Genomic DNA, 13,948 nt, shown 5'->3' on the forward strand with positions numbered 1-13,948 from the left:
GTATAGCTTTAGCGATGAAAAACCAACAAAAAACCTCCTATGATATATAATTAAATTGTAGTTCGCCAACTGCAATAAAAAATATCAAGGAGGTAAGAAAATGTCATCAATAAATGACAAACATAGTTTATCACATACAAAATGGAACTGTAAATACCATATAGTATTTGCACCAAAATATAGGAGAAAAGAATTTTACGGAAGTAAAAGATTAGAAATAGGACAAATACTTCGAGAATTATGTAGCTGGAAAGAAGTAAACATAATAGAAGCGGAAGTATGCCCAGATCATATTCATATGTTAGTAGAAATACCACCAAAACTATCAGTATCAAGTGTTATGGGAATTATAAAAGGAAAGAGTAGCATAATGATATATGAAAGATGGGGAAATTTAAAATATAAATACAGAGGAAGACAGTTTTGGTGTAGAGGATATTATGTAGACACAGCAGGTAAAAATGCAAAAGCAATCCAAGAATATATCCAAAACCAATTAAAACAAGATCAGTTAAGCGAACAACTAACATTTGATGTAGTTGACCCTTTTAAAGGGTAGCAAGTAGAAGTTGCAAGTGGCGGACTAACCAACGCCATTGAGGCGTGGCTGGTAATACAGGCCCTTTGGGCCGCATGAGAAAAACCCCCGGCTACGCCGGGGGATGATTATTAATTTGTGTTTATTGTTTTTATTAGTTTATTTTTTTAAGTTTCAAAGGGGACACAGCTAAAACGTAATGGGACTGTCCCTTGTGGCCTGTCCCCGTGGGAACCAAGGTAATTCTTGCTAGCAAAATTATTGTTGTTAAAGCTTCGCCGTATGCTTAAGTTTTTTTGATGCTAAGTCTTTTTTGTTAGCTTATTGATTGTGGTGGCTGTCGCCGTATTCTGACTATGTTTTTGTGTAATTACTTTTTCTTTTTAACATAATGACTTCCAGCTCTTGGGGAGGAGAACGAAGGGAAGCTCAAACTCCCTCATGTTCTCCTCCCCAAACCCCTCCTCTTTTTACACCCTGTAGAGCTCTTGCAGAGGGCTGATCGTTGTGTTAGCAAAAATTATTGTTACTCGTTAACTTTTTGTATTTGGCAAAGTTGTTGGAGCTAACGCTAGCTTCGCCGTTTGAAGTAGTTTTTTTCTTCTTTGCTCTATTTAATAATAAAATAATTAGAGCTATCGCTTTTTTATTTTTCAAATTTTAATCTTTTTATAAAATGTCACCACAACTCGCTAGTTAAGATACAGAAATTCTTTCCTAAACGGATTATGCCAATGGCGACAGCAAGCTTTCCGCAGGAACAGTTTAGGGTGAAAGGGGAGGAGGGTCTCGGGAGGAGGCGATGAGGGAGAATCTGACTCCCTTAGCCTCCTCCTGAGGGAGAGAGAATTATTTTTTTAAGAGAAAGACTATGCGTCACAATAAAGTTACAATATAGCGAAGCTAACCACGATTAGCTAGTTAAGAGAAAAATTTTTGCTTATCAAAAACTTTTTTAACGGTGATAGTAATTTGAAAGGGGACAGTCCCCTTACGAGATGCTGGAAAATAATCCAGCGTCTTTTTTATTTTGACCTTGTAATAGAACAAATGTTCTGATACAATATATTTATCTTAACAAGGAGGACGATTTATGAATTTTAATTTTGATCTTTTTAATGAAGACTTTCAGTACATTATTCCAAAATACGATGATTATGGCGACGGAACTTTGATCTACACTTTTTCGTCTAAGGATGTTTATATTCCTAAAACTCTTTCTACTGTTTTGAAGAAGTTTTATTTTTTCCAATCTTTAGACAGAAAGGCCATTAACAAAAAGTTTAAAGATTTTGGTATTAAGGAAAACGGCCCGATTTTTATTAAGTCTAGTGTCTTTGTAAAGGCAAAAGTGAGAAAGCCTAAGACTAAATCTGATGGCGCCTACGGTTATGTAAATTTAAAGGCCATTAAGTTTTTAAATGAAAAAGGCGGCAGGGTCATTATCGGCCTAGATGACGGAAAGGAACTTGAGATTCTAGATAGGCTAGAGACGATTTCTAAAAACATATTCCTCGCCAAGGCCATGAAAGGTGCTTTTTCATCTGACGAAAGTGCTTTAGAGGTGGTCTAAGTGAAAGTAAAAAAGTTTATAAGTGATTAAAAACCTGGAGACGACATTTCGCCCCAGGTTTTTTTGTGTTTTTATTTTTTAGCTTCGCTGTATGCTAAGTTTATTCTTACTCATTATTCTTTTTCTTAACTAAATGATTTGTGGTAGCTTCGCCATTTTCTTAAACTACTTTAACGCAAACTCTTTTTCTTTGACTAACGAATCAACAACCTCAGGAGGGGAACGAAGGGAGTTGAAGCCCTAGTCCAAATCTTTGATTTGGCTAACAGGTCTCATGCCAAGAATTCCCAATAGACCGACCAAAGGGAGAGTCGATTGGCTAGAATTCGACGGCCTAGTATTCTCCCTCATGTTCCCCTCCTGAGACCCTCCCTTTCTTACACCCTAAACTGTTCCTGCGGAAAGCTGCTTCGCCGTTTGCAAAATTTAATTAGGAAAAAAGTTCAATTTTTTAACTTGCGAGTTGTGGTGCTTCGCCGTTTGCGAAAGTTATTGTGACGCAAAGTCTTTTTTATTAGCTAGTGAGTTGGGGTAGCTGTCGCTGTTGGCATATTTTATTTTCGTTCTTAACTTATTTTTTTTAGCCTGCGACTTGTGGTAGCTTTGCCGTATTTGAAATTAATTCTGAAACAAAGTTTTGTGAATATAAAAAAAGGAGACAACCTTTTAGGGTTATCTCTTTTAGTGATTACTTATATTAGAAGTTAAAATTTTTATTGCACTTTGTCCAAACTACATTTATAATGAAGTTGATAAAGATAACTTGTGAGGGGTAAACACTGGGTCCCAAAATGGGGTAGATGTTAATACACTCTACATTCCTACGTGCCTGGGGTTATCTTTTTTTATTTCATCTATTATAAATTGATTTGGTCAATTATTCACTTATTAAGCAAAACTTAATATCTCAAAGATTTTGAACTATTAGGAATTTCCTAAGAGTTGATTTTGAACTCTTAAGTAAAACTTAATAGTTGATTTTTGAATGGAGACGTTTCTTTAGCTGTGTCCCCGTTTTAAACAAAAAATTTCAATTTCACAAAAAAAAAAAGAAAACTTAAATGATAATTTAAAACTGGTCTACTATTTTATAATAATATTTAGAAATGAGAGGCTATCATTTTTTCTAACTTTTTTCTCCAGACATTTCTATTTTGTATCTACTAATTTAAAATAACTTTTTTATGGCATAGTTAAATTTTTTCCCTTATTTTAATTTTGTCCAAGACTAAAAAACTTTTATAATTTAACTGTTGCAAAATGGTATGATTAGGAGTAAAATGAAAAATGTAAACGTTTATCGCGAATAGAATTAGGAGGTTTGGAAGAATGAAAAGAAGATTATCATTAGTTTTAGCATTACTTATGATTTTCTCAAGTGTAGTTCCAGTTTTAGCTAAGACCACAGATGAAAAAATTCAGTGGCTTGTTGATAGGAATTACGTAGAAGGATATGAAGATGGCAGTTTAAAACTTGAAAACAAAATAACTAGGGCAGAAATGGCCAAGATGGTTATTAAAATCAAAGACAAAAAGGACTTAGCCGATCAATTAAAAGACATAAAGTCTAAATTTAATGATGTAGACCTTGATCATTGGGCTAATGGTTATATTAATGCTGCCGTAAAAGAAGGCTATATTAAAGGTTACGAGGATGGAAGCTTTAGACCAGATAGTTTTATTACTAATGAAGAAGTTATAACAATTATTGCAAGGCTTCATCCTGATTTTATAGAAGACAAAATTTTAGGCACAGATTGGTCTAAACAATTTGTAGACTTTGCTGGCAAATCTAATTTATTAGATGGAGTAGTTATAGGAGATTCTTTAAAAGATTATGCCCTAAGAAGGACAACGTTTGAAATTTTCTATAATTATTTACATGAACTTATTAATAGGATGGATAGGATAGCAAAAGCTGAAAGAGAAAAAGAAAAATCTTCTAACAATGGCTTTTTCGATTTTCTATTTCCTTATATAGGTGGAAATTATTGGAATCCAGATCCTAGACCAGATAGGCCATCTAGACCAAGTGAACCAACAGAACCAAGTGAACCAACTGATCCAACTGATCCAACTGAACCAGTTAAAAAGGTTAAAGTAACTTTTGACTCAAACGGTGGAAGCAAAGTTGAAGCTGTAGAAGTTGAAAAGGGAAAGACTGTAGAAAAGCCAGCAGATCCGACAAGAGAAGGATTTGAATTTGTTGGTTGGTATTTAGGAAATGAAAAATTTGATTTTGCAAGTCCAGTAAATGAAAATATTACACTTAAAGCAGTTTGGTCTCAAATTGAACCAGCTGAAGAACTTATTTTTAAACCAGCATTAGGCACAAGATCTTTTGTAGATGAAGCTGAAGTTGAAATTTCTTTAGGAGTTGTAAACAAGGAAGGCGAAGACCTAACTTCTGAAACAGAATTTACAGCAGAAAATCTTCCAGAAGGCCTAGAAATTGCAGGCAATCATATAATAGGAACATTAGAACCATTAACATGGGAAGAAAATGAAACTGAAAGAGAATTTAAAGTTTCTGTAACTGCTAAATCAAATGGCTTAGAAGTTACAGAAGAAATTACAATTGTTATTAGAAAAGCAGCAGACAAAACCGAATTAGAAAAGGCTTTAGAAAAAGCTAAAGCACTAACACCAGCTGATACAACAAGTGAAGATGGCACAGATGTTCCTACAGATGAAACATGGGTAACACAAGATGTCCAAGATATTTTAGATAGTAAAATAAAATCTGCTGAAAATGCAATGAAAGACAAAAGCGCTACACAAAAACAAGTAGACGATGCAACTAAAGCACTAAATGACGCAATTGAAGCTTATAATCCACAAAAAGGAACAAAAGCTCCAGAAATGCTAACAGTAACTTTCGACTCAAATGGTGGTAGTGAAGTAGAAGCTATTGAAGTTGAAAAGGGAAAGACTGTAGAAAAACCAGATGATCCAACAAAAGACGACTTAACATTTGAAGGTTGGTTCTTGGAAGGCGTAGAATTTGACTTTACAAAACCAATAGATGAAAATATCACTTTAAAAGCTAGATGGTCAACAGACTTGACACCAATTGAACCAATTCTAACAATTGCAATTGATGAAATTGGACCAAGAGTTTTTGACGAAAAAGCGGAAGTAATAATTCCACTTACAGTTAGAAATGACGAAAAAGAAATTGTACAAGCAGATTTAACTGCTCAAGGACTTCCACAAGGTTTAGAGCTTAAAGATGGAAAAATTCAAGGAACACTTGAAGCTTTTGACTGGAAAGATGGCGAAACTGAAAGACCATTTACTGTTAAAGTTACAGCTAAATTAGATAGCGCAGAAGCCAGCCAAGAATTTGTTCTAACAGTAAAGAGAGAATTAAAAGACTTTAATATAACTTACAAATTTGTAAGTGGCACTGAAGGAAAAGAATTACCTGACCAAGTAAAAGCTCTTCTTCCAGAAAGTGGAACAGCCAAAGAAGGAAGCAATGTTAGTCCTGCAAGTCTTGAAAAAACAGAAGTTATAATAGAAACTGAAACAGAAGTAGGCAAGTGGACCTTTAAAGGTTTTGAACCAGCTCAAGTAGATTCGATAGAAGCTAATACAGAATTTATAGGAACTTGGGAATACGAAAAGATTCCAATGAGTGAATACTATAAACCTGTCGGCGGAAAAATGACTTGGGTAAAGAGAAAAGACCAATTTGACCATAATAAACCTAGAATATCGATAGTTGATGTTACTAATTCTATTATTTATAACTCTCCAAGTATTGTTAGACGTGGATCTAATTATCCTTCTAAACTAATTAATTGGATTAATGATGGTAAGTACTCAAAAGGAACTATAGTAGAAATACCAATAACAATTAATTATAAGGATGGATCAAGTGAAGATGTTATTGTAAAAGTAAAAATAGTTTCTAGGGTAGGAGATCCATTTTACGATCAAGCATTAAATGAAAAATATACTGCAGAAGCTAGTGAGTTGATAAAGAAAGTTGGCGAAGATTTAGATATAGCAGATATTTACAAGTCAATTAAATTTAATTCACCAGAAGATGATAGAATAGACAATCAAGGGAAAACAGAGGTTAAAGCTGAAGACCTTGATGCAGTTAATAAAGCTACAGAGCCTGGAGATTATTTTGTAACTTATACTATAACTTACGCAGATAAGACAACTCAAGAAGTAAAAGTTAAGGTAAAAGTTGTTGATGACATAGAGTACAAGATTGAATACAGCTTCCAAGCTGCTGATGGAAGCAACTTACCAGACCAAGTAAAAGCTTTAGTTCCAGCAAGTAAAGTTATTGAAAAAGGGGAAAAAATTCAAGCCCAACAACCATCACAAACAGAATATTTAGTAGAAACATTAACTGAAGTAGGAAAATGGATCTTTACAGGATATAAATTAGATGAAGCAAATTCAACTGAAGATAATTTTAAGTTTATAGGAACCTGGGTCTATAAAAATATTCCAATGAATGAATTTTATAAACCTGAGGGAATGAAAATTACTTCAAAAGACCTATTTGATATGGGCAATGGAGAGTACAATTCTCATAATTTTAGAAAATTAATAAGCTATAACTCTCCTCAATCATCATTTACTACTGTGTCAGAAATTAGCTGTAGTAGAGTAATAAAAAGGTTGAAAGCTGGAAAAGAAAAAATCGGTACTGAATTAAAGGCGGAAATTACTCTAAAATATAAAGATGGAACTGAGACAACAGTTCCAATAATAGTTAAAGTGTCTAATGAAAACACTAAATATACTAGTCCACTAAGTGAACAATTCAAACCTTATTCAATTATAGTTGAAAAGAAAACTACTGATGAATTTACAAATCATACTTTCCGTAATGCTATAAACTTTAACTCTCCTGAATATCTAAGAATAGATAGACAAGGATTTGAAATAACAGATCAACCAGGTTATAAAAATATAAAATCAAAAAAACCAGGTGACTACACTGTAAACTATAAAATCACTTATATTGATAATTCTTTTACCGAAATAGATGTTACAATCAGAGTTGTTGAATAATTAAAGTAAAAAACTAAAACTAGAAAAGATAGGTGCAAAATGTGCCTATCTTTTTTATCTTTAAATCACCACAAAATTGGGTAGATTTTAAATAGAAATTTATTTGAACTTGAAATTTAAGGAGAGTTAAGTTGATAAGAAAAGCTGACAAAGATGATGCAAAAGTTTTGGCGGATTTGGCTTTGAATATTTTCGATGGAGCTAGTAGAGATGAGCTTATAAAAGAGTTTGAAGATTTTGCTGGTGATGAAAATATTGTTTCTTTTATAAAATTTATTGGAGACGAAGTTGTTGGTTTTGCCCAGTGTGGTCTGCGCTTTGACTATGTTGAAGGCTGCGAAAATTCTCCTGTTGCATATCTAGAGGGAATTTATGTCAAAGAAGCCTTTAGAAAGAAAAACATTGGAAGAGATTTAGTTATGGCTTGCGAAAAATGGGCCAGAGATAAAGGTGTTTACGAATTTGCCAGTGACTGTCAGTTTGATAATATTTCTAGCTACAATTTTCACTTAGCCCTTGGCTTTAAAGAAGTTGGGAGAATTATTGCTTTTAAAAAAGATTTAAAATAAAAAAAGGCTGGAACTTTAATTCCATGCCTTATTTTTTTATAAGATTGGATCTATAACTGCTTTAAAATATTTGTCTAGGTCTTTTGCTGGGTATTTTTTTCCATCTTTTATCCACCACAAAATCATTTCTACAAAGCTTGTGGAGATGTGGTTGATTAGAAAGTCTTCTGGGACATTTTTATTTTTTCTTTCTTGAAGATTTATATATTGGGATTTTATTAGGTTTTTGAGGCTGTCTTTAAAGTAGCGGAGAAATATTTCATTACTTTCGCAGGCTAGGAGGGATAAAATTTTGTGGTCGTTTTTTTCTAGGTGTTGCAAGAGATGAGAAAAGACTGACTTAGGGGCGGACTTCTGCGAGTAAAGGCCAGTGACTGAATTTTTGTCTACTGCAGTTTCTAGAACATGAGAAAATAGTTCTTGGCAGATTTCGCTTAGGAGTTGGTCCTTGGTTTCAAAATGGGCATAAAATGTGGACCTGCCAATATTTGCCTTGTCAATTATTTCTTGGACTGTTATTTTGTTATAATTTTTTTCTTCTAAAAGAAAACTAAAGGCTGTAAAAATTGCCTGTCTGGTTTTTTCTTGGCGTCTATCCATTTTAATCTCCAATCAATTTTTAAGATTTGTTCAGTATAATACATTTTCAAAGATTTACTTATTATTTTAATAATTTTTTCATGATACAATCGAACAAAGTGTACGATATTATACAAATATTACATCTTTATTTTAGGAGTGTCAAGAAATGATAGATAATAAGAAAATAAATGAAGGAATAACTTTGGCTATTTTGGCAGCTGGTCTTTATGCAATAAGTGCCCCTTTTTCAAAAATCCTTTTGGCCTATATGGAGCCAACTTTAATGGCGGGATTTTTATATTTGGGTGCAGGTTTGGGAATGGTATTTTTAACTTTTTTTAGGAAGATGAGGGTCAAGGACCAAGTAGAGGCAAGGCTTACTAAGAGAGAACTTCCCTTTACTATAGCCATGGTTCTTTTAGATATTATTGCACCAATTTGTCTGCTTATTGGTCTAAGTTCTTCAAGTGCTGCTAGTGCGTCTCTGCTTAATAATTTTGAAATTGTAGCTACTGCCTTAATTGCCCTAGGAGTTTTTAAGGAAAAGATCAGCCTAAGACTTTGGTTGGGAATTATTTTTATCAGTTTGTCTTGTATGATTTTGTCTTTTGAGGATTTTTCGTCTTTGAAATTTTCTTACGGATCTTTATTTGTCTTACTTGCTGCTGTTTGTTGGGGCTTTGAAAATAATTGTACTAGAAAAATTTCTTCTAAGGATCCTCTTGAAATTGTTTTGATTAAGGGAATTTTTTCTGGTCTAGGTTCTCTTATTATTGGCCTAGTTATTGGTGAAAGGGTTCAAAATCTTTGGAGCGTTTTTGCAGTTTTGCTTTTAGGTTTTGTGGCCTATGGGCTTAGTATTTATTTTTATGTTTATGCTCAAAGGTATTTGGGTGCTGCTAGGACTAGTGCCTATTATGCAGTGGCTCCTTTTATTGCAACTTTTTTGTCTTTGATAATTTTTAAAGAAATGCCAGGGGCAAATTATTTTCTTGCCTTGGCTTTAATGGCTATTGGAGCCTTTGTTTCTTCTAATGACAAACCCTTGTTTAAAAAGTCTAAGGATATTTGAGAAGTTTTAATAAAGAGTTTGGAGTTATTTATAACAAATAGAAAGGGGACACAGCTAAATAGGCCGTCGAATTCTAGCCAATCGACCTTCTCTTTCGGTCGGCAGTAATATGGTAAAGGGGGACAGACCACAAGGGTCAGTCCCCACGATATTGCAATCAAAGGGGAGATTTGGACTAGGGCTTTGAATGTCTCTTAATGTTTTGTAGGCTGAGAAAATTTTCTATCTTTAAATCTATTTTAAATTGGGTAGATTTAAAGATAGAAAAATAAAAATACTAGGAGAAGACATGGAAGAAAACAAAGACTTATTTTTTAGAGAAGATTTAGAGGACCTTAGCCACAGTTTTGGAAAAGGAAACCAAGAAGGTGTTAAGGCTGCTCTTAGGGTCTGCCAGGATTATTTTGACCAGGTTTCTGAAAGTCATATTAGTGAAATTGCTTCAGCCTTTGAAGTTGATGAAAAGATTATTAACACTCTCCTTAGGTTTATGCCTGGAATAAAAAAGTCAGCCCTAGTTTACGACATAGTTTGTTGTACTGGACCAAGGTGTGCCAAGAGAAATTCAGCTGAGGTCATTAAAGTTATAAGGTCGGAATTGGGTTTTGATTTTAATCAAACTAGTTGTGATGGGAAGGTTCGCCTAAGAAGTCAAAACTGTTTTAGGCACTGCACCAAGGGGCCTAATGTTTTAGTAAACGACAAGTTTTTCCACAATATGGACGCCGAAAAGGCCAAGGACTTAATGAAAAAGATAAAAGAAGATTTGTAGATAAAATAAGACCAGGAAATTTAGATCCTGGTCTTTTCATTTTATAAATCATTTAAAATTCTTGCGATTTGGACTCCTGATGCTGAGGCTTGGGATAGGGAGTGAGTTAGACCTGAGCCGTCGCCTACTGCATAAAGGCCCTTCTTTTCAGTTTGGAAGTTTTGGTCAATGCTAACTTGGGAGTTATAAAATTTTACTTCAACTCCATATAGAAGGGTGTCTTCGTTGGCAGTTCCTGGGGCGATTTTATCTAGCTGGTAGATCATTTCTATTATTGTGTCCAGCTGTCTTTTTGGAATTACTAGAGAAAGATCGCCAGGGGTAGCTTGAAGGGTTGGCTTAGTAAAGCACTTTCTCATTCTTCTTTCTGAAGACCTTCTGCCTTTGACCAGGTCGCCGAACCTTTGCATAAGAACTCCGCCACCTAACATATTTGAAAGTCTGGCTATGGACTCGCCGTATTCGTTTGAGTCTCTAAAGGGTTCAGTAAAAGTGTTAGAAACCAAAAGGGCAAAGTTAGTGTTTGGAGAGAGTTTGTTCTTGTCAGCATAGGCATGGCCATTTACTGTAATTAGGCCGCCTGTATTTTCTGCAACTACATTGCCATAAGGGTTCATACAAAAAGTTCTAACCATGTCGTTGTACTTGTCTGACTTAAAGACGATTTTTGCTTCATAAACTTCGTCTGTTAGGTGTTTGAAAATTTCTCCTGGAAGTTCAACTCTAACTCCAATGTCAACCTTGTTAGATTTTGTCTCTATGGAAAACCTGTCAAAGATTTTGCTCATCCATTTTGATCCAGACCTGCCAGAGGCAAGGACTAAGTTGTCACAAGTAAAAATTCCCTTGTCTGTATGGACCAAGTATTTGCCATTTTCGTAGTCTATTTCCCTGGCGATGGTGTTAAACATATAGCTTACTGAGTCTTTGGTATAGGCATAAACTTTCTTTAGAATTTCTTGGTTCCTATCTGTGCCAAAGTGTCTGACCTTGGCATCAAGTAGGTGGAGATTGTTTTTTAGACAAAGGGTCTTTAAGTTGGTAGAAGTTGTTTCGTAGAGTTTTGATTCTCCCTTATCAAAGCTGACCATGGCCTTGTCTACATATTCCATTAGCTCTAGCGCCTTTTTTTCGCCAAGAACCCTGTGAAGGTCGCCGCCAAATTCTGTGGTAATGTTGTATTTTCCATCTGACAAAGTTCCTGCTCCGCCAAAGCCTTGCATAATATTACATGGCTTGCAGTTTATACAAGTTTCAACTTTTCCAGCAGTTATTGGACAAGACCTTTTATAAATGTCGTTGCCTCCATCTATTATGAGAATTGATTTTTTTGTTTGTAATTTTGTAAATTCGTAGGCAGCAAAAACTCCGGCAGCTCCTGAGCCTACAAAGATTATGTCATAAGATTTCATTTTATCAGCTAAGCCTCCTAGGATAATTTTACCAAGAAAGATAAAAAATTCAAAGTAAAAAAAGGACCCAGATCTTGGGCCCTTAAAAAATCTCTTTTTAGATTCTAGTTTTTATGTCTCTTCCCTTTAAAAAATCTTCAGCATTTGCAAAGACGATTTCCGCTCTCTTATCCATTGATTCTCTAGTGAAAAATCCTATGTGGGGAGTGAGTAAGGCCAGGTCTTGGTCTAGGATTTCTTCGCCAGCTGTAAATGGTGGCTCTGTATCAAAGACGTCAATGCCTGCTCCTGCAAGTTTTTTATTTTTAAGGGCGTGGACTAGGGCCTTTGTGTTTACAATTGGACCTCTGGCGCAGTTAATTAATATTGCAGATTCTTTCATCAAGGCAAGTTCTCTTTCAGAAATTGTGTCTCTTGTTGAATCGTTTAGAGGCAAGTGGACTGTTACTATGTCAGAGATTTTTAAAAGTTCGTCTAGGTCTAGGAATTTTACTCCAAGGTCTAGGGCTTCTTTGGACTGAGATCTGTTGTAGCCGTAAAGGTCTGCTCCAAAGGCCTTAAAGAGTTCTGCTGTTCGAAGGCCGATTTTTCCAACTCCAATTATGCCAACTTTTTTCCCTGCAATTTCTTGGCCAAGAAAGTCAGAGGTTTTCATTTTATTTCTTGTTCCCCAGTCGGCTTTTTTTATGTCTCTAAGTAGGTTTATTGTCATGCCAATGGCCAGTTCTGCAACTGCTTGGTCTGAATAGCCTGCAGCATTTGAAACGATTATGCCCTTGGACTTGGCTAGGTCAACTGGCACGTGGTCAGTTCCTGTAAAGGCAATGTTGATGTATTTTAGATTTTTGTTTTCTTCAATAACTGCTTCTGGCATTTTTGTGTTGGCGAGAATTATTTGGTCGGCGTCTTTAGTTCTTTCTAGCCATTCTTCTGTGCTTGTTGGCTTTGTGTCATAAAAGGCAAAGTCATTGCCGGCAGTTTTTAAATTTTTCCCGTAGTTTTCTAAAGCTTCTTTACTAATTGTTAGTGGTTCAACTAATACTGTTTTCATATTTTATCCGTCCTCTCTTTTTCTTTTCGTATTTATCCTATACCCTTCTTCTCTAGTCTTAAGATAGGAATTTTTAGGGTATAAGCGATAATAAGAGGAGGCTAGATGATGAACAAGAACGATATTAAAAAAACTTATGTCCTTTTAAGGGGAAGTGAAAGTGATTGGGAAAAAATAGAAGCAGGAAAGAGCCTGTATTTTTATTTAGATAAAAGAGTAGAAGGGGACCTTGTTGGATTTTTATTTGACCCAGATGAGAAAATTCTCTACGGCCAAATTAATTTTTCAGAAAGTGTCTGCCTGCCTGGAGATGACATGGTAGACTTTTCAAATGAATACGACTTTGGAAACTTTTCTGTGGCTGGTGAGGGAGAAACTTGTGCCTGGGCCATTGAGTCTTTTATAAAAATTCATCAAGTCTACATTGAAGGCCTAGATGACTTTGAAAATGGAAAAGTCTTAGACGAAGAAGAGGCAAAGAACTTTTTAGCCTTAGTAAATGAAAACTATTTAGTTAAGGAAGATTTTGAACAGGAAATAAAATTTCTTCTAGCCAAGGAGACTTTTGAAAAAATTTATAAGGACTTTGTAAAAGATAAAAATCCAAAGAGACAGGTTAATTATTATTTCGACCCAAAAGCTTTAGTAAAAGACAAGTCGACTACTATTAGAATTAGAGAAAAAGCAGGCAAGTACACCTTGACAGTTAAAGAAAAAAAGATAGATGCTAAAGATCTTTCAACAGAAAAGTCTGCAACTATTTCTAAAGATGATTTTGATAAAATTATGGCAGCAGGATCTTTAAAACTTGAAGACTATCTTGAAAATTCTCTAAAAGGATCTGTGCCATTTTTAGGATCTCTTGAAACTATAAGAGATGAAGTAAAATATAAAAACATAGCCCTGGCCTTTGATAAGTCTAGCTATTTTAATAAGGTCGACTATGAAATAGAAATGGAAGGTCCACAAAATAATATTTCTGAACTTAGAAAGACCCTAGGCCTTGATGAAGTTAAAGTCAATGACTTGTCTAAATTTGGAAGATTTTTAAGAGCCTTGGAGGAAAGACAAGGTTAATATTTAAGCTAGACTGAAATTCTTTATAAAAATTTAAATTTAACTTGACAGACCTTGGCCCAAGTCTTATAATACTTTTAATAATAAAAAAATCTTAGAAATTAAATTTATGAAAAAACGAGTAGTCTTTTTGAAACTTCCAGAGAGTAGGCAGTTGGTGGGAGCTTATAGTTGAAATTAGATGAAAATCATTTTTCTTATAAAGCAGTCTGAATAAAGTAAGACTTGCCGTAGTGGTTTTTCGTTATCAAAACCCAAC

The 13,948-nt window shown here is 34.6% G+C and carries 10 protein-coding genes and 1 other annotated feature (1 of these 11 cut by a window edge); of the genes, 7 read left to right on the forward strand and 3 right to left on the reverse strand.

The features are described 5' to 3' along the window. Positions 1–109 precede the first annotated feature (109 nt). The 4 genes from tnpA (at position 110) to aac(6') (ending at position 7,723) form a co-directional block, all read left to right on the forward strand. Positions 110–559, forward strand: a complete 450-nt coding sequence (tnpA, locus tag BN2667_RS00835) for an IS200/IS605 family transposase (RefSeq protein ID WP_154865147.1) — start codon at positions 110–112, stop codon at positions 557–559. Positions 560–1,631: 1,072 nt separating this feature from the next. Further along, entirely contained in the window at positions 1,632–2,111 is a 480-nt protein-coding gene (locus tag BN2667_RS00840) for a hypothetical protein (protein ID WP_054251453.1), read from the forward strand. A 1,329-nt stretch (positions 2,112–3,440) separates the two neighbouring features. Further along, complete coding sequence (locus BN2667_RS00845) at positions 3,441–7,154, forward strand: InlB B-repeat-containing protein (protein ID WP_054251454.1); 3,714 nt, start codon at positions 3,441–3,443, stop codon at positions 7,152–7,154. 131 nt (positions 7,155–7,285) lie between these two features. Next, positions 7,286–7,723, forward strand: coding sequence for an aminoglycoside 6'-N-acetyltransferase (aac(6'), locus tag BN2667_RS00850; RefSeq protein WP_054251455.1), 438 nt, complete (start codon positions 7,286–7,288; stop codon positions 7,721–7,723). 36 nt (positions 7,724–7,759) lie between these two features. On the opposite strand, the gene BN2667_RS00855 is transcribed toward aac(6'), so the two are convergent. Further along, positions 7,760–8,323, reverse strand: coding sequence for a TetR/AcrR family transcriptional regulator (locus BN2667_RS00855; protein WP_054251456.1), 564 nt, complete (start codon positions 8,321–8,323; stop codon positions 7,760–7,762). A gap of 148 nt (positions 8,324–8,471) precedes the next feature. On the opposite strand from BN2667_RS00855, the gene BN2667_RS00860 reads away from it, so the two are divergent. Continuing rightward, positions 8,472–9,377, forward strand: coding sequence for a DMT family transporter (locus tag BN2667_RS00860; protein WP_054251457.1), 906 nt, complete (start codon positions 8,472–8,474; stop codon positions 9,375–9,377). A 244-nt stretch (positions 9,378–9,621) separates the two neighbouring features. Beyond that, positions 9,622–10,149 (forward strand): NADH-quinone oxidoreductase subunit NuoE family protein, encoded by a 528-nt coding sequence (locus BN2667_RS00865; RefSeq protein WP_202903546.1) that lies wholly within the window; start codon positions 9,622–9,624, stop codon positions 10,147–10,149. Between the two features lie 41 nt (positions 10,150–10,190). Here BN2667_RS00865 and BN2667_RS00870 read toward each other — a convergent pair whose 3' ends face one another. After that, entirely contained in the window at positions 10,191–11,561 is a 1,371-nt protein-coding gene (locus tag BN2667_RS00870; protein ID WP_054251459.1) for an NAD(P)/FAD-dependent oxidoreductase, read from the reverse strand. 97 nt (positions 11,562–11,658) lie between these two features. Beyond that, complete coding sequence (locus tag BN2667_RS00875) at positions 11,659–12,612, reverse strand: NAD(P)-dependent oxidoreductase (RefSeq protein ID WP_054251460.1); 954 nt, start codon at positions 12,610–12,612, stop codon at positions 11,659–11,661. Between the two features lie 105 nt (positions 12,613–12,717). On the opposite strand from BN2667_RS00875, the gene BN2667_RS00880 reads away from it, so the two are divergent. Next, the gene (locus tag BN2667_RS00880; protein ID WP_082380151.1) at positions 12,718–13,689 is read left to right on the forward strand and encodes a CYTH domain-containing protein; all 972 of its coding nucleotides are present in this window, start codon (positions 12,718–12,720) and stop codon (positions 13,687–13,689) included. A gap of 105 nt (positions 13,690–13,794) precedes the next feature. Then, positions 13,795–13,948: a binding site (T-box leader), on the forward strand (it continues 69 nt past the right edge of the window).

Origin of the sequence: Neofamilia massiliensis (assembly GCF_001299475.1) — a bacterium.
Classification (GTDB): domain Bacteria; phylum Bacillota; class Clostridia; order Tissierellales; family Peptoniphilaceae; genus Neofamilia; species Neofamilia massiliensis.